At 61.9% G+C, this 22,240-nt stretch carries 24 protein-coding genes; 14 read left to right on the forward strand and 10 right to left on the reverse strand.

Features of this window, described 5'->3' with window-relative positions; translation table 11 throughout:
* Positions 1–2 precede the first annotated feature (2 nt).
* Together AC2FNY_RS16320 and AC2FNY_RS16325 are read right to left on the reverse strand one after the other, a co-directional pair.
* Complete coding sequence (locus tag AC2FNY_RS16320; RefSeq protein WP_234176859.1) at positions 3–2,042, reverse strand: ABC transporter substrate-binding protein; 2,040 nt, start codon at positions 2,040–2,042, stop codon at positions 3–5.
* Positions 2,039–2,914 (reverse strand): DeoR/GlpR family DNA-binding transcription regulator, encoded by an 876-nt coding sequence (locus AC2FNY_RS16325; RefSeq protein WP_234145632.1) that lies wholly within the window; start codon positions 2,912–2,914, stop codon positions 2,039–2,041. The genes AC2FNY_RS16320 and AC2FNY_RS16325 overlap by 4 nt, the downstream gene beginning before the upstream one ends.
* 237 nt (positions 2,915–3,151) lie before the next feature.
* On the opposite strand from AC2FNY_RS16325, the gene AC2FNY_RS16330 reads away from it, so the two are divergent.
* Entirely contained in the window at positions 3,152–4,519 is a 1,368-nt protein-coding gene (locus AC2FNY_RS16330; protein WP_496803103.1) for an FAD-dependent oxidoreductase, read from the forward strand.
* A 51-nt stretch (positions 4,520–4,570) separates the two neighbouring features.
* Here AC2FNY_RS16330 and AC2FNY_RS16335 read toward each other — a convergent pair whose 3' ends face one another.
* Complete coding sequence (locus AC2FNY_RS16335; RefSeq protein ID WP_234167344.1) at positions 4,571–6,169, reverse strand: phosphoenolpyruvate carboxykinase; 1,599 nt, start codon at positions 6,167–6,169, stop codon at positions 4,571–4,573.
* A 338-nt stretch (positions 6,170–6,507) separates the two neighbouring features.
* Between AC2FNY_RS16335 and AC2FNY_RS16340 the strand changes: the two genes are divergently transcribed.
* The 7 genes from AC2FNY_RS16340 to AC2FNY_RS16370 are packed head-to-tail and all read left to right on the forward strand — an operon-like array spanning position 6,508 to position 11,908.
* Positions 6,508–7,212 (forward strand): response regulator transcription factor, encoded by a 705-nt coding sequence (locus AC2FNY_RS16340; protein WP_234140766.1) that lies wholly within the window; start codon positions 6,508–6,510, stop codon positions 7,210–7,212.
* Between the two features lie 32 nt (positions 7,213–7,244).
* On the forward strand, positions 7,245–8,954 hold the full coding sequence (locus AC2FNY_RS16345) for a sensor N-terminal transmembrane domain-containing protein (protein ID WP_234140767.1): 1,710 nt from the start codon (positions 7,245–7,247) through the stop codon (positions 8,952–8,954).
* A 4-nt stretch (positions 8,955–8,958) separates the two neighbouring features.
* The gene (locus AC2FNY_RS16350) at positions 8,959–9,429 is read left to right on the forward strand and encodes an HPr kinase/phosphorylase (protein WP_234140768.1); all 471 of its coding nucleotides are present in this window, start codon (positions 8,959–8,961) and stop codon (positions 9,427–9,429) included.
* Positions 9,426–10,307 (forward strand): RNase adapter RapZ, encoded by an 882-nt coding sequence (rapZ, locus tag AC2FNY_RS16355; RefSeq protein ID WP_234140769.1) that lies wholly within the window; start codon positions 9,426–9,428, stop codon positions 10,305–10,307. The genes AC2FNY_RS16350 and rapZ overlap by 4 nt, the downstream gene beginning before the upstream one ends.
* Positions 10,304–10,696 (forward strand): PTS sugar transporter subunit IIA, encoded by a 393-nt coding sequence (locus AC2FNY_RS16360; protein WP_011046464.1) that lies wholly within the window; start codon positions 10,304–10,306, stop codon positions 10,694–10,696. Before rapZ ends, AC2FNY_RS16360 begins: the two co-directional genes overlap by 4 nt.
* Positions 10,697–10,712: 16 nt before the next feature.
* Positions 10,713–10,982: an HPr family phosphocarrier protein gene (locus AC2FNY_RS16365; protein ID WP_011046465.1), complete on the forward strand. Its 270-nt coding sequence runs from the start codon at positions 10,713–10,715 to the stop codon at positions 10,980–10,982.
* 38 nt (positions 10,983–11,020) lie between these two features.
* Positions 11,021–11,908: a lysophospholipid acyltransferase family protein gene (locus tag AC2FNY_RS16370; RefSeq protein ID WP_496803104.1), complete on the forward strand. Its 888-nt coding sequence runs from the start codon at positions 11,021–11,023 to the stop codon at positions 11,906–11,908.
* Positions 11,909–12,000: 92 nt separating this feature from the next.
* On the opposite strand, the gene AC2FNY_RS16375 is transcribed toward AC2FNY_RS16370, so the two are convergent.
* Positions 12,001–12,876: a 3-hydroxybutyryl-CoA dehydrogenase gene (locus AC2FNY_RS16375; protein ID WP_234140777.1), complete on the reverse strand. Its 876-nt coding sequence runs from the start codon at positions 12,874–12,876 to the stop codon at positions 12,001–12,003.
* A gap of 168 nt (positions 12,877–13,044) precedes the next feature.
* Here AC2FNY_RS16375 and AC2FNY_RS16380 point away from each other — a divergent pair, with 168 nt between their 5' ends.
* A complete protein-coding gene (locus tag AC2FNY_RS16380) occupies positions 13,045–13,875 on the forward strand; it encodes a DUF6473 family protein (protein ID WP_496803105.1) in 831 nt (276 codons plus the stop codon).
* A gap of 60 nt (positions 13,876–13,935) precedes the next feature.
* On the opposite strand, the gene AC2FNY_RS16385 is transcribed toward AC2FNY_RS16380, so the two are convergent.
* The gene (locus AC2FNY_RS16385; protein WP_234145625.1) at positions 13,936–14,865 is read right to left on the reverse strand and encodes an electron transfer flavoprotein subunit alpha/FixB family protein; all 930 of its coding nucleotides are present in this window, start codon (positions 14,863–14,865) and stop codon (positions 13,936–13,938) included.
* Positions 14,865–15,623, reverse strand: coding sequence for an electron transfer flavoprotein subunit beta/FixA family protein (locus AC2FNY_RS16390; protein ID WP_234140783.1), 759 nt, complete (start codon positions 15,621–15,623; stop codon positions 14,865–14,867). The genes AC2FNY_RS16385 and AC2FNY_RS16390 overlap by 1 nt, the downstream gene beginning before the upstream one ends.
* Positions 15,624–15,821: 198 nt before the next feature.
* Between AC2FNY_RS16390 and AC2FNY_RS16395 the strand changes: the two genes are divergently transcribed.
* Both AC2FNY_RS16395 and AC2FNY_RS16400 read left to right on the forward strand, forming a co-directional pair.
* A complete protein-coding gene (locus tag AC2FNY_RS16395; RefSeq protein ID WP_496803106.1) occupies positions 15,822–15,953 on the forward strand; it encodes a hypothetical protein in 132 nt (43 codons plus the stop codon).
* 72 nt (positions 15,954–16,025) lie between these two features.
* Positions 16,026–16,187 carry a VOC family protein gene (locus AC2FNY_RS16400; protein ID WP_496803107.1) on the forward strand — a complete coding sequence of 54 codons (162 nt, stop codon included), beginning with the start codon at positions 16,026–16,028 and terminating at the stop codon, positions 16,185–16,187.
* Positions 16,188–16,354: 167 nt separating this feature from the next.
* Here AC2FNY_RS16400 and AC2FNY_RS16405 read toward each other — a convergent pair whose 3' ends face one another.
* The 4 genes from AC2FNY_RS16405 to AC2FNY_RS16420 form a co-directional block, all read right to left on the reverse strand.
* Positions 16,355–16,927 carry a cob(I)yrinic acid a,c-diamide adenosyltransferase gene (locus AC2FNY_RS16405; protein ID WP_234140787.1) on the reverse strand — a complete coding sequence of 191 codons (573 nt, stop codon included), beginning with the start codon at positions 16,925–16,927 and terminating at the stop codon, positions 16,355–16,357.
* A gap of 3 nt (positions 16,928–16,930) precedes the next feature.
* Entirely contained in the window at positions 16,931–17,131 is a 201-nt protein-coding gene (locus tag AC2FNY_RS16410) for a twin transmembrane helix small protein (RefSeq protein WP_234140789.1), read from the reverse strand.
* Positions 17,132–17,209: 78 nt separating this feature from the next.
* The gene (locus tag AC2FNY_RS16415; RefSeq protein WP_234145621.1) at positions 17,210–18,037 is read right to left on the reverse strand and encodes an SDR family NAD(P)-dependent oxidoreductase; all 828 of its coding nucleotides are present in this window, start codon (positions 18,035–18,037) and stop codon (positions 17,210–17,212) included.
* Positions 18,038–18,112: 75 nt separating this feature from the next.
* Positions 18,113–18,760 (reverse strand): SH3 domain-containing protein, encoded by a 648-nt coding sequence (locus AC2FNY_RS16420; protein ID WP_234167336.1) that lies wholly within the window; start codon positions 18,758–18,760, stop codon positions 18,113–18,115.
* 214 nt (positions 18,761–18,974) lie between these two features.
* Here AC2FNY_RS16420 and AC2FNY_RS16425 point away from each other — a divergent pair, with 214 nt between their 5' ends.
* From AC2FNY_RS16425 to AC2FNY_RS16435, 3 genes are all read left to right on the forward strand, one after another.
* A complete protein-coding gene (locus AC2FNY_RS16425) occupies positions 18,975–21,323 on the forward strand; it encodes a DNA topoisomerase IV subunit A (protein WP_234140795.1) in 2,349 nt (782 codons plus the stop codon).
* 100 nt (positions 21,324–21,423) lie between these two features.
* Positions 21,424–22,023, forward strand: a complete 600-nt coding sequence (locus AC2FNY_RS16430; protein ID WP_234140796.1) for a hypothetical protein — start codon at positions 21,424–21,426, stop codon at positions 22,021–22,023.
* 107 nt (positions 22,024–22,130) lie between these two features.
* The coding region (locus AC2FNY_RS16435) for a GTP-binding protein (RefSeq protein ID WP_170611170.1) at positions 22,131–22,240 on the forward strand (110 nt) is incomplete at its 3' end.

Genomic DNA, 22,240 nt, shown 5'->3' on the forward strand with positions numbered 1-22,240 from the left:
CCTTATTCGCTCAGCCACCACTGGGCGGGGCGATAGGGATAGGTCCGATAGAACTCGTAGGACTGCGTCTTGAACTCGGGGAAGTTCTTGAGCTTGTTCGAGTGATAGACCGGGGCCGGGGCGTTGATGGTGCCGATGAACAGGACCTGGCCGGTCATGATCTCGACCATTTTCTGCGCGGCGGCAATCGAGGCTTCGGTGCCCGGTGCACTCGACTGGTAGGTGTCCAGTTCGCCTTTCAACTCGGCCACCCATGCGGGGGGTTCCACCCCGGCGGATCCGTTCGAGCTGATCCACTCGGCCCAGAGCATGCCGGTGCGCACATCGAAATAGCCGTCAAACGGCGGCACCCAGATTTCACCATCGCCCAGGATCGAACCGGCAGGCTGGCCCTTGCCCCACATCATCACGTCCAGCGTATTGGCCGATTGCGACGAGCGGTATTCGTCCGAGGTAACTTCCTTGATGGTGGTGGTCACGCCCACATCGGTCCAGTTCTGCGCGATCAGTTCCACCAGCTGCGAGGAACTGGCTTGGGTCGAGAACTGCCAGTCCAGAACGAACGGGTCGCCATTGGGCAGGTCACGGTCACCGTCGCCATCCTTGTCGACCAGGCCGATCTCGTCCAGCAGGGCGCGGGCGCGGTCGGGGTCAAAGGCGATCTCGTGGTTCGACCATTTCTCGTCGATGAAATCGGGGCGCGGCGAGAAGCCGATATACTGGTTGGGCGTTCCCAGGCCAAATGCCACCACCTCGTTCAGCTGATCGCGGTCGATGGCCACCGACATTGCGGTACGGAACCGCACATCGTTGAAGACGGCGCGCTTGCCCATGTCCTCGGAGGTGACGTTGAAGGTCAGCGTCGCGCTGGCGATGCCGGGTTTAACGTCGACGGTGTAATTGCCCTTTTCCTGGCCTTCCAGCAGCACCGGCGCCTGGGTCAGGTTGACCGCCTGCGACTTGTAATCCACCTCGCCGTTCAACAGTTTCAGCGTGCGGACTTCTTCGTCGCCCACATAGGTCTCGTCCATTTCCGAGATATAGGGCAGCTGATTGCCCGCCGTGTCCACCTGGAAGAAATAGGGGTTCGCGACATAGTGCCGACCCTCGGTGGTTTCCTTCACCAGGATATGGCTTTCCAGCGTCGGCATGGTGTCCTTGGGCAGCCCGGCCAGCTTGTCGCCCGCCGTCAGCATGGGCGAGGGCGTGTCCATCCAGTCCGAGTTGCCGTAATAGGCCTTGATCAGCTCATACCCGTTTTCATAGCCGAGTGCCTGCGCATTGGCGTCCGCGTTGGCGTCCAGCGCCGGGTGGAACTGTCCAAAGAAATGCTTGGGTTGGAAGGGCTGCACATAAGTGAACGAGAAGGTCTCGATCAGGCCCGGCTTGGGCGCTTCCAGCGTGAACCGGACGGTGGTGTCATCGACAGCCTCGACCTTCATCGGCTTGCCACCGGCCAGGGCATAGTCCTTGGGCTCGGCCATGACATTGGTGTCCATCATCAGGTTGTCATACCAGAACACCACGTCGGCGGCGGTAAAGGGCGCGCCGTCCGACCATTTGTGACCCGCGCGCAGATGCACCGTCAGTTGGGTGAAATCATCGTTCCATTCCCAGGCCTTGGCGACATTCGGCACCACGGTTTGCAGGTCGTCCGAATAGCGGAACAGGTTCACATGGCGCACCGAAAGGAAATCCGAGGTGCCGGATTCGGTGGCGTTCGACAGCGCGTCGAACTGACCGCCATACTGGCCGATCCCGTCATAGGGAGCGACAACCAGCGGCTCGGACGGCAGGCGTTCGGCCAGGGGCGGCAGGGCCGGGTTGCCCTTGATGCGGGCGTTCAGGTCGCCAATCGCAGGGTTTTCGGCAAAATCCATGGTGCAGCCGGCAGCGGACTGGAACTCGGCCAGATCGTATTGCTGCGGAAAGGTGCCCGAGGCGACACCCATCGGGTCGGCAACGGTCACGGCGGGACAGGCGGCAAGCGCAGCACCGGGCAGGGCCAGGGCGGCGACGCCGGAGAGAAGAATGCGTTTCATGAGACCTCCGTCGGAATGGTTAGCGTTTTGTGGTTTGTGTTTGAGTGCCCCTTGTCCCGGGGCGGCGGTGTCCGGGTCGTGATACGGCCCGATTTTGCTGCGAGGTGCGTAGCCACCCCGCAACGGTCGAGAGCGTCTTGCAGCGCATCCGGCGGTGCGGCGTCGGTCACCAGGTCGGTAACCGCCTCCAGCGGTGCGGCGATACAGGGAGCAAGGGCGGTGAACTTGCGGAAATCGGCGGCCACGATCACCCGGCTGGCATTGCCCAATAGCGCGCGGGTCAGATCGGCCTCGCGCGGATTGGCGGCAAGCACACCCAGTTCCGGCGATAGCGCATCGGCGCCGATCACCAAAGCGTCAAAGGCGAATTGGCGGGCAAACTCCTCGGTGGCACGGCCAAAACACCCCCGTTCCGAGCGCGAAACCTCGCCCCCGGCAAGAAACACGCGGCTGCCATTGTGTTCTGCCAGCGACGCGACGGTCGAGATCGAATTGGTGACCACGGTCAGGTCGCGCCGTTCCCGCAGCTGTTCGGCGACATAGGTTGTGGTCGAACCGACATTGATGAACAGGGTCATGCCGTCTCGGATCAGTTCGAGTACACCCTTGGCGATGCGGGTCTTTTCCTTGGGCTGTTGCTCCAGCGCGCCGGAGTACATCGGTGCGTCCTGCGAGCCACGCAGGTAGGTGCCGCCATGCACCCGTTCGACCTTGCTCTGCTTGGCCAGGGTTTTGACCAGGCGGCGGACCGTCTCTTCTGAGACGTCCATCACCTGCGCGATCTGGGCGTTGCGCGCGGATCCGCCGAGGCGGGCGAGAACGTCGAGAAGCTCGTGGCCCCGATGGGGGAGTTTGGGGTCTGCATCGGACATGGGGAATGAAACACACAAATGCCGTCATTAATCCACAAAAAACAAACACGTGTAACAGGCGTATGACTTACGGGTGTTATTTCTGTTAACTCTGAGAGTTTTTTGCGGGCAGTTCGCCCGGTCGGGCACAGAAAACGTCGCAAATGGAAGAGAATCGGTCGCGCCGGCGACGAGAACCTGTCTCGGTTGGGCGAAAGCTGCGGCGAGCGTTCAACAGATTCTCGACAAGGGGCACATATGGCCAGACGCATCTCCGAACCGGCGCGCGAAATCGACATCGTACATGAAACCGATGTGCTGGTGGTGGGCTCGGGGCCGGGTGGCCTTCCTGCCGCCTTGGCAGCTGCACGGGCTGGCGCCGAGGTCACGCTGGTCGAACGGTTTGGCTGTTTCGGCGGCAACCTGACCGTCGTCGGGGTCGAGGGGATGCACTGGTATCGCCACGAACAGACCATCGAATCCAACGGCATCGCCCGCGAGTTCGAGGAGAAGGCCAAGGAAATGGGGGCCGCCGTGCCCGAAAGCCAGTCGCTGAGCCACGAGATCGACAGCGAGGGGTTCAAGCTGGTCGCCGACCGGATGGTGCTGGACGAGCCCAATATCCGCCCCATGCTGCACCGCTTCTTTGTGGCACCCCTGATGGAGGGCGACACGATCATCGGCATCGTCACCGAATCGAAATCCGGGCGCGAGGCGATTCTGGCCAAGCGGGTGATCGACGCCACCGGCGATGCCGACGTCGTGGCCCGCGCCGGAGCGCCCGTTCACAAGACGCCTGCGGAACAGATGATGGCGGCCTCGGTCATGTTTCATCTGGCCGGGGTGGACAAGCAGCGGTTCATGGACGGGATCAAGGCCGATCCGCAGACCTACAAGGACTGGGGCGGCGGCGAGTGGAATATCGAGACCTCGGGGAAAGAGGATGACATGTTCTCGCCCTTCCTCAAGAAGCCGTTCCAGCAGGCGATCCGCGACGGGCTGATCCCGCCGCACCTTAACACCATCTCGGGCACCTGGGGTGCGGTGCATGACACCGGCGAACTCACCTATATGAACCTCATCCATCTCGATGGATGCGACGGCACCGACCCCGACAGCCTGACCACTTACGAGATCGAGGGCCGCCGCCAGACCATGCTGGCCATCGAGGCGCTGCGCCGCTATACGCCCGGATGCGAGAATATTCGCCTGCGCAACTTCGGCATGTCGATCGGTATCCGCGATACGCGCAAGGTCGATTGTCTTTACAACATGACCGAGACGGATGTACGCGAACAGGGCCGGTTCGAGGATTCGATCGGCATCTTTCCCGAGTTCATCGACGGCTATGGCATCCTGATCCTGCCCACCACCGGGCGCTATTTCCAGATGCCCTATCGCAATCTGCTGCCGCGCGGTGTCAAGAATCTGCTGGTGGCGGGGCGCATCACCGGCGGTGACCGGATCAGCCACGCGGCCACCCGCAACATGGCCTGCTGCGCGGTGACGGGACAGGGGGCCGGTATCGCGGCGGCGCTGTCGGTGAAATCGAACCGCCCGCTGGACGAAATCGACCCGCTGCTGATCCAGAAGGAACTGGAGCGTCAGGGCGGGCGGCACCACTGAACGAAAAAGGCCCCGCCGGGTGGCGGGGCCTTTGATCTGGTTTCCAACGGATCAGCCGATGGCGACGGCCTTCACGTCCTCGTCGATATAGGGGACATACTGTTCGAAATTGTCGGCGAACATCTGCACCAGCTTGGCCGCCTGCTTGTCAAAGGCGCCCTGATCGTCCCAGGTGCGGCGCGGATCCAGCAGAACCTCGGCCACGCCAGGCACCGATACCGGCACGTCAAAGCCGAAATTGGCGTCCTTGCGGAACTCGGCATTGTTGAGCGAGCCGTTGAGCGCGGCGGTCAGCAGGGCGCGGGTGGCCTTGATCGGCATCCGGCTGCCAACGCCATAGGCGCCGCCGGTCCAGCCGGTGTTGACCAGCCAGCAGGTTGCGCCGTGACGGGCGATCTTGTCGCGCAGCAGGTTGCCATAGACCTCGGGGCGGCGCGGCATGAAGGGCGCGCCAAAGCAGGTCGAGAAGGTCGGCTGCGGCTCGGTCACGCCCCGCTCTGTTCCGGCCACTTTCGAGGTGAATCCCGACAGGAAGTGATACATCGCCTGTGCCGGGGTCAGCCGCGCGATCGGCGGCAGCACGCCAAAGGCGTCGCAGGTCAGCATGATGATGTTCTTGGGATGCCCGCCCAGGGCCGAGGCCGAGGCGTTCGAGATGTATTCCAGCGGATAGGCGCAACGCATGTTGGCCGTCAGGCTGTCATCGTCGAAATCCAGTTCCTTGGTCTCTTCATCGAACACCATGTTCTCGATGACGGTGCCAAACTTGGTGGTGGTGGCGTAGATTTCCGGCTCGGCCTCGGGGTTGAGGTTGATGGTCTTGGCATAGCAGCCACCTTCGAAGTTGAAGGTGCCGCGATCCGACCAGCCATGCTCGTCATCGCCGATCAGCACCCGCGCCGGATCGGCCGACAGCGTGGTCTTGCCGGTGCCGCTGAGGCCAAAGAAGACGGCGGTGTCGACCGGGTTGCCGACCGCGTGGTTGGCCGAGCAGTGCATCGGCATCACGCCTTTTTCCGGCAGCATGTAGTTCAGCAGGGTGAACACCGATTTCTTGTTCTCGCCCGCATATTCGGTGCCGCCGATCAGGATCAGTTTGCGGTCGAAATTCATCGCGATCACGGTCTCGCTGCGGCAGCCATGCTTGGCCGGATCGGCCTGGAAACTGGGGCAGTTGATGACGGTGAAATCGGCCACGAACTCGTTCAGATCCTCGCGCGCCGGGCGGCGCAGCAGATGGCGGATGAACAGGTTGTGCCAGGCCAGTTCGGTGACCATGCGCACGTTGATCGAATAGGCCGGGTCGGCGCCGCCGACCAGATCCTGTACGAAGTAATCCTTGCCCTTCATATGGGCCAGCATGTCGTCATAGAGCGCGTCGAACCCTTCGGGGGTCATCTCGGCATTGTTTTCCCACCAAATGCTGTCGGCAACGCTGGCGGTCTTGACCACGTGCTTGTCCTTGGGCGAGCGACCGGTGAACTTGCCGGTGGTGACAAGGAAGGCGCCGCCATTGCCCAGCGTTCCCTCGCCCCGCTTCAGCGCCGCTTCGATCAGCGCCGGTTCCATGAAGTTGTAATAGACATTGCCCAGACCCTCGATGCCCTGATCCTCGAGGCGGAATTGCGGGTTAACCCGTCCAGATGTCATGCGTTTTTTCTCCGTGTGTCGGCGCGTGCACCGCGTGGGTATGCTGGCGCCCTTGGGGCTTGGACCCGGCAAATCGGCCGGTGAGCGGGGTCTTAACATGACGCTTTGGGACATGAACAGGACGCTTTGGCGCAGTTAGCGCAACCAAGGCATAGTTTAGCGCAACCACGAAAAGCGCGCCATTTTTCTGGGCCAGAATTCAGAACACATTAGGATTTTTTTGCACCAATTGGCGTTGTGGAGCGGGCGATTCGTAGTTTCGGATTGATTCGCAAAGCCAAAAGAGCGATGAATGGAAAAAAAATAAGGCAGATGCGAGCAGTATAGGGGCACCCAAAATGTCAAAGATTGCTTTGGTTGACGATGACAGGAACATCCTGACATCGGTTTCGATGACTCTCGAGGCGGAGGGATTCGAAGTCGAAACCTATAACGATGGTCAAGCCGCCCTTGACGCGTTCAACAAGAAATTGCCGGACATGGCGGTGCTGGATATCAAAATGCCCCGCATGGACGGCATGGATTTGCTGCAGAGATTGCGTCAGAAAAGTCAGATGCCTGTCATCTTTCTGACCTCGAAGGATGACGAGATCGACGAGGTTCTTGGCTTGCGCATGGGCGCCGACGATTATGTCAAGAAACCGTTCTCGCAGAGACTGCTGGTGGAGCGGATCCGAGCCTTGCTGCGGCGGCAAGAAGCGGTGGCGGGCGATGTGGCCGGAACCACAACTGGCGAAACCAAGGTGATGGAGCGCGGCCATTTGCGGATGGACCCGCTGCGCCATGCGGTTAGCTGGAAAGGGGCCGACGTTTCGCTAACCGTCACAGAGTTCCTGTTGTTGCAGGCGCTGGCCCAACGGCCCGGCTTCGTCAAGAGTCGCGACCAGTTGATGGATGTGGCGTATGACGATCAGGTCTATGTTGATGACCGTACGATCGACAGCCATATCAAGCGCCTGCGCAAGAAGATGCGCAGTGCCGATCCGGATTTTGCAGCGATTGAGACGCTCTACGGGATCGGTTACAGGTATAACGAAGAATAACCGCCCGGATCGGGCGCCTCTAGGGGGAGCGCGTGCGCGACACCGGCACTTCAGAAAGTGATCGCAGCGGGGACGTTGTGCTGGGCGACGATTGGGTCGCTCCGCAAAGTACTGTGTCCAAAGAACTGCGGGTCAAACGGGCTCGCCGCAGCCTGTTTTCGCTGCGCGGCTCGCCGCTGACGCGCAAGATCATTACCTTCAACCTGATAGCCCTGATCATTCTGGTTGCTGGCATTCTCTACCTTAACGACGCCCGCGACGGATTGGTTGTTCAGCGTGCTGGCGCCCTGGTGGGAGAAACCCAGCTTGTGGCCGATGTGTTTGAGGCGCAGATAACTGGCAGTGCGCCGGTCAACCTAGCCACCGGAGACGGGATCGACGTGATTGCCACGCTCGACGGTCTAAGCTTGCGCCGCGGTGCCGAGGTCTTTGTATTCGATGCCGCGCTTAATATCGTGGGCCAAACCAAAGGTATGGACGTCAATCCGGGCCTCCAAGCCCTGTTTGAGGACAAGGCTGGCAGTACGATCATCACCGATGCACTCACCGGGGTGTGGCGGGGAGTGTCGTCCGTATTTGTCTCGAGTGCGGAAACCGGGGCACCCTCTCTGGAACAACAGATTGGATTGCTGCTGCCCGATGCATTGGCAGGAGATACCCGCATCGAAACTGTCCTGAACACGGCGGGCGGCACCGTAATCGCTGCGGCTACGCCGATCCTGCAGGATGGGACACCCATAGGGGCCGTTGCAATGGCCAGCCCCGCCGGAGAGATCGATGCGCTGGCCCGCCGCGATCGCGAGCGGGTATTGCAGATGTTCGTCGTCGCTTTGCTGGTGTCGGTCGGCTTGAGCTTGGTGCTTGCTTCGACCATCGCCAATCCGCTGGCCGATCTCGCCGAGGCTGCTGAACTGGGCCGCGATCGCAATTCAAGGCGCATGAACCCGGGCCGCGTCCGTATCCCTGATCTTTCTGCCCGTCCCGATGAAATCGGCAGGTTGAGCCGCGCGATGAGAGGTATGGTTTCTGCGCTCTATAACCGGATCGAAGGGAACGAACAGTTTGCTGCCGATGTTGCACATGAGATCAAGAATCCGCTCGCCAGCTTGCAATCGGCGGTGGGGACCCTGCGCATGGTTAAGCGCGACGATCAGCGCGACAAGCTTTTATCGGTGATTGAGCATGACGTGCGTCGGCTCGACCGGTTGGTCAGCGACATCTCGAATGCCTCAAGGCTGGATGCCGAATTGGTCAAGGAAGAGGAGAAATCCTTTGATCTTCTCACCATGCTGGACAACCTCAATCAATATCTGGGCGAAGATGCCCGCTCGAAGGGCATAGACTATATCACCGACATGCCGCCTGATGCGATCATGATTCAGGGTCTTGAAGCACGCCTTGCACAAGTCTTTGTTAACCTGATCACCAATGCGATTTCGTTCTGCGAGGATGGTGATGCAATTCGTGTCTGGGCGCGCCGCCGCGCCAACCGAGTGCTAATTGTGGTTGAGGATACCGGACCAGGCATTCCCGACGAGGCCCTGTCAAAGATCTTCAAGAGGTTCTATTCGCAGCGCCCAGAAGAGCATTTCGGCAACAATTCAGGCCTTGGTTTGGCAATTTCAAAACAAATCGTCGAGGCGCATGGCGGCGTGATCTGGGCTGAGAACATCCGCCCGACCGAGGCCGATGTCACTTCGGATCCGCTGGGCGCGCGCTTTGTCGTGGGCCTGCCGATCTAAGCCTGTGGAACCCGCCGCATTGCAAGGCCTGGAGGATAGTGAGCAAGCCATTGTCCATGCCAGCTGTGTCGCCGTCGATGGACGCGGATTGCTGATCTTGGGGGTCTCTGGCAGCGGCAAGTCAGGCTTGGCGCTGGACATGATGGCCCTGGGCGCGGACTTGGTTGCGGATGATCGGGTGATCCTCTTCTCCAGCCCCGAAGGGGTGTACGCCGATGTGCCGGAACCGATCCGCAGTCTGATCGAGGTGCGTGGGCTGGGCCTGCTGAGGGCTGACGCTGCGGGGCCCGTGCGCTTATCCTATGTGCTGGACTTGGACCGCAAAGAGACGGCGCGCCTGCCGGATGCCCACGAAATCCGATTGCTGAGACATTCCGTTCCCTTGCTTTTCCGGCCGGCGCCCCCTCATTTGGCGGCATCACTAGTGCAACTCCTCAGGGCGGGGCGCGCGGCCCCGGAAGCGATTTCCTCATGAGCGCAACTTCGCAGGTCGTTTTCGTGACGGGCCCCTCAGGCGCAGGGCGCTCGACGGCCATTCATGTGCTCGAAGACCTTGGGTTTGAGGCCATCGACAATCTCCCGATGGGGCTGGTGCTGCGATTGCTTGACGGACCGGCTTTACGCCGCCCGTTGGCGCTGGGATTGGATGTGCGAAATCGAGATTTCTCAACTGACGGATTTCTCGAACTGTTGAAGCGTCTGTCAAAGCGCAACGGGTTACAGGTCACGACGCTCTATATCGACTGCAGCTCCGAGGTTCTACTGCGTCGGTTCTCCGAAACGCGTCGCCGTCATCCGATGGCTGCCGGAGCCAGCCCCGGCGAAGGAGTGGCCCGAGAACTCGACCTGTTGGGACCGATCCGCGATGTGGCAGATACGCTAATCGACACTTCAAGTATGAATGTGCATCAGCTCAGGGATGAGGTCGCGCACTGGTTCGCCCCGCCCGGTGGTGGACCGCTGGCCATCTCGGTCGAGAGCTTCTCTTTCAAGCGCGGCCTGCCGCGCGGGCTTGACATGGTGTTCGACTGCCGGTTTCTGGCCAATCCGCATTGGCAGCCCGATCTGCGTGCAGCGGATGGGCGCGACTCGGCGGTGGCCTCGTTTGTGCATGCCGATCCGCAATACCTGCCGTTTTTTTCGCGGGTCATCGACCTGCTGCAATCCCTGCTCCCGGCCTTTCGCAGCGAGGGGAAAACGCATCTCAGCGTAGGTTTCGGCTGTACTGGGGGGCAACACCGATCAGTCGTAATGGCCGAAGCGGTGGCAAAGGCCCTTGCAGAGGCGGGCGAGCAGGTGTCAATTAGGCATCGCGAAATGGACCGGCGTAAGCCGGATGCGAGGCCGGATTGATCGGAATAGTGATCGTTGCACATGGGGGGCTGGCCCGGGAGTATCTGGCCGCGGTCGAACATGTGGTCGGGCATCAACCGGGTCTGGTCGCGATTGCGATCGAGGCCGATCATGATCGGGCCGAAAAGCAGCAGGAAATCCTCGCCGCCGCCAATGCGGTCGATACCGGCGACGGTGTCGTCGTAGTGACCGATCTGTTCGGTGGCTCGCCTTCGAACCTCAGTCTGCGGGCCTGCGCGCCAGCGGACCGGCGCATCCTTTACGGTGCCAACCTGCCGATGCTGATCAAGCTGGCAAAAAGCCGGCACTTGCCGGTGGGGGACGCGGTGCGCGCGGCGATCGAAGCGGGCCGCAAATACATCAACACCCAGAACGTGACTTTGGATTGATCCTGGACGGAACCGAATGGCGCAACGTACATTGAAGATCATCAACGAAAAGGGCCTGCATGCCCGGGCATCGGCCAAGCTGGTTGAGGTTGTCGAAGGCTTCGACGCGACCGCCGAAGTGTCGCGGGACGGTCTGTCTGCCTCGGGGGACAGTATCATGGGGCTTTTGATGTTGGCAGCCGCGCGCGGAACCACTATTGACGTCGAGACCTCCGGCCCGGACGCGGATGCCCTGGCGGATGCGCTCGAGGCGCTGGTGAACGACAAGTTCGGCGAGGGTTTCTGACCCTGTCGTGCGCGACCTGAAGAACGGAACAAGACCAAGTGGTGGAAACCGCGCAGAACAGCAAATCAGGATCGGCGGCGCAACCGTCCACCCCGCCGGGCGAGGTCTATGACCGCCGGACCCTGACCTATGCCAATTCCTTTGATGACCGCTGGACCTCGACCTGGATACGGGCGATCGAGTGGATGACAGGCAAGCTGACCATCCTGCGTATGGTCAACCGCTTTGAAAAGACCAACGAACAATATCGTGGGCAGAAATTCTGGGGTGGCGCGCTCAAGACGATGGGGATCGACCTGCTGACGCCTGCGGAACAGATCGCCCGCATACCCAAGAAGGGTCCGGTCGTCGTCGTCGCCAACCATCCGCACGGGATGGTCGATGGCATGATCCTGGCCGAGCTGATCGGACGGGTCCGGCAGGACTACCGCATCCTCACCCGCTCGGTCCTGACCGGGCTCGACGAGGCCGCGACCAGCTTCATGATCCCGGTGCCCTTCCCCCATGACCCCGAGGCCCAGCGCAAGATGGTCGAGATGCGGGCCAATGCGATGGCACATCTCAAGGCCGGAGGCGTGGTGGCCCTGTTCCCGTCGGGCGTGGTGATGTCCTCGGACAGCTGGTGGGGGCCGCCGGTCGAACGGGAATGGAACGTGTTCACCGCCCAGATGATCCGCCGGTCCGGCGCGCGTGTGGTGCCGATCTATTTCCCCGGACGCAACTCGCGCGCCTACCAGATCGCATGCCAGGTCTCGCCGATCCTGCGGCAGGGTCTCCTGTTGCATGAAATCGTCCGCTCCTGCAAGAAACCGCAGGCGCCGGTGATTGGCGCGCCGATCCCGGATCAGGACATGGAGATGCTGGGCCGTGACCCGCGCGGTTTCATGGCCTGGCTGCGCCAGCACACGCTATCGCTCAAGGGATAGCACACGGCCCTTCTTTCACTTTGCTTCAAATACTCCGGGGGAGTCGCCCGGAACGGGCGGCGGGGGCAGCGCCCCCTTGACTCTTTCCCGCTTCAGCGTGTCGGAACCGGTATCTCGCCGCGATAGTCGTAGAACCCGCGCTGGGTCTTGCGGCCCAGCCACCCGGCCTCGACATATTTGGTCAGCAAGGGGCAGGGACGATACTTGGTGTCGGCCAGCCCGTCATGCAGCACATTCATGATCGCCAGGCAGGTGTCCAGCCCGATGAAATCGGCCAGTTCCAGAGGCCCCATCGGGTGATTGGCGCCCAGTTTCATTGACTCGTCGATGGAGCGGACATTGCCCACCCCTTCGTAAAGGGTATAGACCGCCTCGTTGATCATCGGCATCAGGATACGGTTCACGATGAAGGCGGGAAAATCCTCTGCGCTTGCAGCGGTCTTGCCCAGCTTGTCGACCACCGCCTTGCAGGCGGCAAAGGTCTCCTCGTCGGTGGCGATACCCCGGATCAGTTCCACCAGCTGCATCACCGGCACCGGGTTCATGAAATGAAACCCCATGAAACGCTCGGGCCGGTCGGTCCGGCTGGCCAGGCGGGTGATTGAAATTGACGAGGTGTTCGAGGTCAGGATGGTATGAGGCAACAGGTGCGGCTGCAAATCCTCAAAGATCGCCTGTTTCACGGCCTCGCGTTCGGTCGCGGCTTCGATCACCAGGTCGGTCTGTCCCAGGTCGCCCAGCGTCAGCGTGGTCGAGATGCGCGCCATCGCCGCTTCCATATCGGCTTCGCTGATCTTGCCGCGCCCGGCCTGCCGGGCCAGGTTGCCACGCACGGTAGAGAGCGCGGCGTCCAGTGCCTGCTGGCTGATATCGGTGAGCAGCACGTCATATCCCGCCAGCGCCATCACATGAGCGATCCCGTTGCCCATCTGACCTGCGCCGATCACTCCGACCTTCTGAATATCCATTACCGTATCTGCCCTTCATGTGAGGTTGTCGCGACCTTATCGGCAGGGCGGGGGGGGCGGCAAGAGGGGCTGACCGGGACAATTCGCTTCAAATCCGCGCATTAGGCGAATCGCAACGGTTGCGGCGGCAAAGTGACCATTGGGTGAAAATCGAAAATGGTGGGAGCCATGAGTTATGAATTGCCGGGCGCGGGGGCGTCCGATGCCGTAACCTGTCGCTATGGTGTGTCGAAACTGCGTTTTCGCGGTCCCGAGCGGGACCTGAACGCACCCTATGTGGCCTGTATCGGCAGCACCGAAACATTCGGGCGTTTCGTGTCCGATCCCTATCCCGCGCTTCTGGAACGGCAGCTGGGAGAAACCTGTGTCAATCTCGGAAGCATCAACAGCGGGCTCGATGCGATCCTGTTAGACCCGGAGCTGGCGCGTCTGGCCCGGGCGGCCGAGTTCTGCATACTGCAGGTGCCCGGCGCGCAGAATCTGTCTAACCGCCTCTACCGGGTGCATCCTCGTCGCAACGACCGGTTTCTCGAAGCCTCGCCCATGTTGACTGCGCTGTATGACGAGGTGGATTTTACCGAATTCCACTTCAACAAGCACATGCTGGGTCGTCTTAACGAGATCTCGGAGGAGCGGTTCGGGGTTGTCCGTGCCGAACTTCAACAAGCCTGGCAAGCGCGGATGCGCAGCGCCATAGATGCGTTGGGGGACGGCGTGGTCCTGCTCTGGCTGCGCTATCGCCACCAGCGACCTGACGATCCCGCCGAGGCTCTGGGCCCTGAGCCGCTGATGGTCTCGCCCGATATGGTTGCAGCCCTGGCGCCACGGGTCCGCTCGACCGTCGAGGTGCCAGTACAGATGGCGGGTCAGTCCGATGAATTGGACGACATGATCTTTGGCATGCTTCAGGAACCGGCAGCAGAGCATACCATCGGGCCGGTCATGCATCGCGTCATCGCCAATCGCATCTATCGCGCGCTTCAGGACATCGATACGTGAAAAGGCCCGCCACCGGGCGGGCCTTTGCAGATTTTTCGTCGAAAAATCTTGTCCCCGGCTTCAGCCGAGCTTTTCGGTCAGTTCCGGCACGGCCTGGAACAGGTCGGCCACCAGGCCAAAGTCGGCGACCTGGAAGATCGGCGCTTCTTCATCCTTGTTGATGGCGACGATGATCTTGGAGTCCTTCATGCCGGCCAGGTGCTGGATCGCGCCCGAGATGCCAACCGCGACGTAAAGCTGCGGCGCAACGACCTTGCCGGTCTGGCCGACCTGCCAGTCGTTCGGCGCATAGCCCGAGTCGACCGCCGCGCGGGATGCGCCAACCGCCGCACCCAGCTTGTCGGCCAGGGCTTCGATCAGTTTGAAGTCCGCTTCCGAACCCACGCCACGGCCGCCCGACACCACGATACCGGCCGAGGTCAGCTCGGGGCGGTCAGAAGCGGCAACCTTGTCCTCGACCCATTCGCTCAGGCCCGGGTTGGCGCCGACCGAGATGGTTTCGACCGGGGCCGCGCCACCTTCGCCAGCGGCGTCAAAGGTCGAGGTGCGGAAGGTGATGACCTTCTTGGCATCCTTCGACTTGACGGTCTGCACCGCGTTACCGGCATAGATCGGACGCTCGAAGGTCGAACCGTCGACGACGCCGGACACATCCGACAGAACCATCACGTCGAGCAGCGCGGCCACGCGCGGCATCACGTTCTTGGCGTCGGTGGTGGCGGGGGCGACGATGTGCTCGTAGCCGTCGGCGAGGCTCACGATCAGCGCCGCGGTCGCTTCGGCCAGGCGATGACCCAGCGAGGCATCCTCGGCGACCAGCACCTTGGAGACGCCGTCGATCTTGGCGGCGGCTTCGCCAGCGGCGGCGGCGGATGCGCCTGCGGCCAGAACGGTCACATCACCCAGCGCCTTGGCGGCGCTCACCGCCTTGGCGGTTGCGTCGACCGACAGTTCGCCACCGGTCACTTCGGCAAGGAGAAGAACAGCCATTACACAGCCCCCGCTTCTTTCAGTTTCGCAACCAGTTCGTCGACCGAACCCACCACGATGCCCGCGGCCCGTGCCGGCGGTTCTTCGGTCTTGACGATTTCCAGACGCGGGCTGACATCGACGCCGTAATCGGCGGCGGTTTTCTCGTCCAGCGGCTTTTTCTTCGCCTTCATGATGTTGGGCAGCGACGCATAGCGCGGCTCGTTCAGGCGCAGGTCGACGGTGATGATGGCGGGCATCTTGACCTTGATGGTCTGCAGGCCGCCGTCCACCTCGCGGGTGACCAGTGCGTGATCGCCCTCGACATTCAGTTCCGAGGCAAAGGTGCCCTGGCTCCAGCCCAGGAGCGCCGACAGCATCTGGCCGGTGGCGTTCATGTCGTTGTCGATGGCCTGTTTGCCGGCCAGCACGAGGCCCGGCTGCTCTTCCTCGACGACCTTCGCGAGGATCTTGGCAACCGCCAGCGGCTCGATATCGGTGTGTACGTCATCGGCGGCCACAACCAGGATCGCGCGGTCGGCGCCCATGGCCAGCGCGGTGCGCAGGGTTTCCTGTGCCTGCTTGACACCGATCGAGACCACGACGATCTCGTCGGCCTTGCCGGCTTCCTTCAGGCGAATGGCCTCTTCGACGGCAATCTCGTCAAACGGGTTCATCGACATCTTCACATTGGCGAGATCGACACCCGATCCGTCCGCTTTGACGCGAACCTTCACGTTGTAGTCGATCACGCGCTTGACGGGTACAAGGACCTTCATCTTTGCGTTTTCTCCTTCAAAAACGGCAAGCCGCCATGCGACTCCCAATGCTCTCGCCGCGTTTGATAGCGGCTTGGCGCGCGCCGGGACAGGGCAAAATCGTCACGTCATGTGCAATCGACGTCGCGTTTCCGCCAATTCTCGCGCCGCGAAGGAAATTTTGTTACCCTGCAGGCAGGAAGGTGCCGGGAGGGAGAGATGGAACGCGTCGACGGGTTCGGAGGCTTCTTTTTCAGGGCAAAAGACCCCAAAGCGCTGGCGGAGTGGTATCAGCAGCATATGGGGATCGACCCGGCGCCAGGGGATTGTTCCGGACGCTGCTGGCAGTAGGGCGAGGGTGCGACAATTTTTGCACCCTTTGCCCAGGACACTGCATATTTCGGCGATCCCGGAAAAGGGTTCATGCTGAATTTTCGGGTGCGCGATCTAGCGGCGATGATCGCGCAATTACGCGCGGCAGGTATCGAGGTGCAGCCGGATCCGGGTTCGCCCTATCCCAATGGCAGCTTCGCCAGGCTGACCGATCCGGCAGGCAACCCGATAGAGCTGTGGCAACCGGCCTGAACCCGGCGGGGCCAAAAAATTGCAAATTTTTTGAGGAAAATTCTTTCTCAAGAATTTTCTCGCCGCCTTGAGGGGCGCGAACAGGTTTCGGAGCTTTGGATCGGCTATGCGGTTCGCGCGTCCCGTCGCCGGGCCGTCCACTGGACGCCCCGCCGCCTCGCCATCGCTCAGCGGTTCGCGCCGGGAACCCACAAGACATCGTCCTTGCCGCCATTATTGGCGGTGCGCGCGGCGACGAAGAACCAGTCGCTGAGCCGGTTCAGATAGGTGATGGCCTGCGGGTTCACCGTTTCTGCCTGACTCAGTTCCACCGCCAGCCGCTCGGCGCGCCGGGCCACGGTGCGGCAGACATGCAGATGTGCCGCCAATGCCGATCCGCCGGGCAGGATGAAGCTGCGCAGCGGGTCGAGACCGGCGTTCATCGCGTCGATCTCGTGTTCCAGCCGGGTCACCTGCGCCGCGGCCATGCGCAGCGGCGGGTATTCCGCCTCGGCATCCTTCTCCATCTCGGGGCGGCACAGATCGGCGCCAAGGTCGAACAGATCGTTCTGAATGCGCGACAGGGCCGCGTCCATGTCACCGGCAGCCTCCAGTCGGGCCACCCCAACAAAGGCGTTCAGCTCGTCCGTGGTGCCATAGGTCGCCACGCGGTCGGAATACTTGGCGACCCGCGTGCCATTGCCCAGGGCGGTTTGCCCCTTGTCGCCAGTGCGGGTGTAGATCTTGTTCAGGACCACCATGGCTCAGCTTCCTTGTCCGCGCAGATAGACATAGAGCAGGATCAGCACCACCGCGATGAATTGAAACAAGAGGCGCAGCCGCATCATCTTGTTGCCGTATTTGGCGTTGAAGGTCCCGCCCTTGGCGAAACCGCCAAGCCCGATCATCAGCACGATGACGACGGCGCCCATCGCCATCAACATCACGATCATCAACAGATCCATGCAGAGCCTCGCTTTCCAAATCCCTGTGTCGCGCCTGATCTAGCGGTCCGGTCGCAAAAAGCGAACCGGTTTTTGCGATCAGATGCTGCCAAGTACGCGGTCGCTCAGTCGCGTGGGCAGGATTCGGCGCAGGATTCCGGCGATATAGGTGGGTGTGGTGACATAGTATCGCGGGGCCGGTCGCCGCGCTTCGACCGCGCGGATCAGCTTGGCGGTCACTGCCGCGGGCGGCAGTTCAAAACGATCCGGTCCGCGATCTTCGTAGAGCCGTTTCAGCAGGCTGCCCTCGTATTTGGCGCGCAGGGCTGACCCTTGCCAGTCGATATGACGTTCGAAATGCGGGATCGCCTTTTCGCGCAGTTTCGACGTGATCGGGCCCGGCTCGATCAGCACCACGTGAATGCCGGTGCCCTTCAGTTCCAGGCGCAGCGTGTCGCTCAACCCTTCCAGCGCGTATTTTGTCGCCACATAGGCGCCGCGCCAGGGAAAGGCGACCAGTCCAAGAACGGAGGAGCATTGTACGATCCGGCCGTGGCCCTGGGCGCGCATCACCGGGATCACCCGCCGGGTCAGTTCGTGCCAACCAAAGAAATTGGTCTCGAAAATGGCCCGCAGAGCCTCGGTCGGTACATCCTCTACCGCGCCGGGCATGCCGAAGGCGCCATTGTTGAAAAGCGCGTCAAGCCTGCCGCCGGTGGCTTCCAGCACCTCGGCCAATCCCGAGGCGATTGAGGCCGCGTCGTCATAGTCGATACGGGGGCTGTCAAAGCCCATCGCGCGCAGCCGGTCGCAATCGCGCTGTTGCCGGCAGGACGCGAAGACGTGCCAGCCCCGCGCCCGCATGCCCTGGGCGGCGGCAAGTCCGATGCCCGACGAACAGCCGGTGATGAGGATTGTCTTTGCCATGAGAAATTCCAGAACCGTCCCGATTGCTGCCTATTGCTAGGGCGCCGGGTGGGGCTGGGCAATGGGCCGGTTGCCTCAGTTGGGCTTTTTGCTGACCAGAGATGCGGCGATCCAGCCGATCTGTTGCTCGGGCAGCACGCGCAGGCGCAGCCAGCCGGTGCCCGAATCGTCCAGAACCTCGACCTTGTGACCGACGGTCAACCGGTTGATGACCGGATAGATCGTGCCCGGCCCATCGCGCATGTTGACCCTTGATCCGGTGATCTCGCGCAGATCGGGCGCAGAGCGGTCATAAGGCTGCGTTTCGGTGGTGGAGCTTGCTAGGGCGGTTTCGGGCTCGGGTTCGCCAGGCTCGACCTCGAGCGCTCTCAATCCGCCTGAGAGCGAGGCAAGTGTCAAAGTCCCCGTCTCGGTGTCATCGTCGAACAGGGTCAGCCCCTTGCTCAGGCTGGCGCGGGCGCGGGCCAGACGTTCCAATTGCTCTTCCGAGGTCAGTATCGCCTTTTCGACCGGCGCCGGTTCGGGCGTGTAGGGCGTCAGCGACACCTTGGCCACCAGCTTTGCGGGTTCGACCTGAACCAGGGGTTCGGCCTTTTCCACCGTCTTGGCCGCGACCCGCTCGGGCTTGGCCGGGCGCATGCCGCGCGGCTCGAAATCGGCGCCGCCACTCAATTCCCAGAAGGCAAAGCCCAGAACGGCGAAAGAGATGATGACAAAGCGCATACGCGCCTCCCGTGAACGCAGGAAATGAAAATCGACTGATTGAAACGGGCCGCAGACTGACCCCTCAAATCTTAGCATATCCCGTAAATGGAGTCCAAAAATGGGGTAAAGACGGATTGTTTTCCCCGGTATTGTCGATGTCCGGCAAGTTGTCCCCAGCAAAATCGCCGCCTGTCGCTTTACCAGAAACAGCAGAGCGCGTATCACATCATCTATGAGCGATACGATCGACGACCCCAACATGAAGCAAGACGGTGGCGGGCATCAGGTGTCCGAACCGCTGCGGCGCGCCATTGGCGAGCGATATTTGACCTATGCGCTGAGCACGATCATGCACCGGGCGCTGCCCGATGCACGCGACGGGCTAAAGCCGGTGCACCGGCGGATTCTTTACGCCATGCGCGAATTGCGACTCAGTTCCGGGGGCGGGTTCCGCAAGTCGGCCAAGATCTCGGGCGACGTGATGGGCAACTATCACCCGCATGGGGATGCCGCGATCTATGACGCGATGGCGCGTCTGGCGCAGGATTTCAACGTCCGTTACCCGCTGGTCGACGGGCAGGGGAATTTCGGCAATATCGATGGCGACAACCCGGCCGCCAGCCGATACACCGAAGCGCGGATGACCATCGTCGCCGAGGCGCTGCTGGATGGTCTTAACGAGGATGCGGTCGATTTCCGCGATAACTATGACGGCACGCTCACCGAGCCGGTGGTATTGCCCGCGCAGTTTCCGAACCTGCTCGCCAATGGCAGCAGTGGCATCGCGGTGGGCATGGCCACCAATATCCCGCCCCATAACATTGCCGAGCTGTGCGACGCCTGCCTGCATCTGATCAAGACGCCCGACGCGCGCGACGACACGCTGCTGAACTATGTGCCCGGTCCCGATTTCCCCACCGGCGGAATCATCGTCGAACCGGCCGAAAGCATCGCCCAGGCCTATCGCACCGGTCGGGGCAGTTTCCGCCTGCGCTGCAAATACGAGGTCGAGGATCTTGGCCGTGGCCAATGGCAGATCGTGGTCACCGAGATCCCTTATCAGGTCCAGAAATCGAAGCTGATCGAGAAGCTGGCCGAGGTCATCCAGACCAAGAAGGTGCCGATCCTCGCCGATGTACGCGACGAGAGCGCCGACGATATCCGGGTGGTGCTGGAGCCGCGCACCAAGAACGTCGACCCCGAGGTGCTGATGGGCATGCTCTATCGCAACTCGGACCTCGAGGTGCGGTTCAGCCTGAACATGAACGTGCTGATCGACGGGGTCACGCCCAAGGTCTGCTCGATGAAAGAGGTGCTGCGCGCTTTCCTCGATCACCGGCAAGAGGTGCTCTTGCGGCGTTCGCGCCACCGGCTGGGCAAGATCGACCACCGGCTCGAGGTGCTCGAAGGCTTTATCATCGCCTTCCTCAATCTCGACCGGGTGATCGACATCATCCGTTATGATGAGGATCCCAAGGCCGCGCTGATGCGCGAGGAATGGGGCATCGACCATCCCCGCGCGCTGAACGAGGCGGATTATGTCTCGCCCGCGCCGGGCGAGGGCGAGCTGAGCGAGGTGCAGGCCGAGGCGATCCTCAACATGCGCCTGCGCAGCCTGCGCCGACTGGAAGAGATGGAACTGATCCGCGAGCGCGACGCCCTGATGGCCGAGCGCGCCGAGATCGAGGACCTGCTGGCCGATCCCGCCCTGCAATGGGCGCGCATATCCGATCAGCTCAAAGAGACGAAAAAGACCTTTGGCAAGGACTATCCCGGCGGTGCCCGCCGTACCCGCTTTGCCGAGGCGGGCGAGGTCGAAGAGGTGCCGTTGGAGGCGATGATCGAGCGCGAGCCGATCACCGTGGTCTGCTCGCAGATGGGCTGGATCCGCGCCATGACCGGCCATATCGACCTGACCCGCGAGTTGAAGTTCAAGGATGGCGACGGCCCACGCTTCATCTTCCATGCGGAAACCACCGACAAGCTCTTGATCTTTGCCTCGAACGGGCGGTTCTATACGGTCAGTGCCGCCAACCTGCCCGGCGGGCGCGGCATGGGCGAACCGCTGCGGCTGATGGTGGACCTGCCCAACGAGGCCGAGATCGTCGATATCCTGATCCACCAGCCGGACCGCAAGCTGCTGGTCGCCTCGACCGCTGGCAACGGTTTTGTCGTGCCCGAGACCGAGGTGGTGGCCCAGACCCGCACCGGCAAGCAGGTGCTGAACGTGCGCGATGACGAACGCGCGCTGATCTGTGTGCCGGTCGCGGGCGATCACGTGGCGGTGGTGTCGCAGAACGGCAAGTTCCTGGTCTTCCCGCTGGAAGAGATGCCCGAAATGGGCCGGGGCAAGGGCGTGCGCCTGCAGAAATACAACATGGCGCGCGGCAAGCAGGGGGCGCTGGAACTGGATGGCGGGCTGAGCGATGTGACGACATTCGCCTGGGCCGAGGGGTTGAAATGGTCGATGGGCGGTGACAAGACCCGCCACGAAACCGACCTGAGCCAATGGCTGGCCAAGCGCGCCAGCGTCGGCAAGCGCCCACCCTACGGCTTCCCGCGCAGCTACAAGTTCAAGTGACACTTCCGCCGCGCTTTGCCATTTCCTGCCGATGCGGCTTGGCACGGGCCGCATCGGTGCGCTACATCCGCCCCAACCCAACGTGTGCCGAGATGCGATCATGATCCGAGTTCTTACCCTGCTGACCGGGCTTGCCCTGCTGGCCGCCTGTACCGCTGCAACGCCCGACGAGCCGCTCGAGGATCTGGGCGCCTTCAAGTTGGGACACAATGTGGTGGTCGCGTCCAAGGCGCAAAAAGGCCCGATCTCGCGCGATGCCACTGCCGAGGAATGGGAAACCGCGCTCAAGGCCGCGGTGGGTGAACGCTTCTCTCGTTATCAGGGGGAGCAATACTACCACCTGGGCATCAGCGTCGAAGGGTATATGCTGGCGCCGCCGGGCGTTCCGGTGATCTACAGCCCGAAATCGGCGCTGATCATCAATGTCACCGTCTGGGACGATGCCTCGCAGACCAAGCTGAACCCCGAGGTCGAGCAATTCACCGTGTTCGAGGCCACCACAGGCGAATCCTGGTTGATGGGGTCGGGTAACGCGCGCACCAAGGAAGAGCAGCTGATGGGCCTCTCGCGCAACGCCGTTGGCGAGATCGAGGACTGGCTGGTCGAGCAGCACAAGGAAAACGGCTGGTTCGCGCCTCGACCGGATGCAGAATCCGCGACCGGGACGCCGCAAGCGCCGGTGAAACCGGCGCAGGGCTGACAATCGGTCAGGATTGGCTTGATTTTCTTCTTTGAACCAAATATCCCGCGCGCGCAGTAGGAAACCGGGACGAAGGGTCCCCCAAACCGCAAAAGGGCGCCTGAGGAATGGCAAAGGAAAAGTTTGAGCGTAATAAACCGCACGTCAACATTGGCACGATCGGCCACGTTGACCACGGCAAGACGACGCTGACCGCAGCGATCACGAAGTATTTCGG

The sequence above is a fragment of the Ruegeria sp. BHSC223 genome (genome assembly GCF_059613025.1).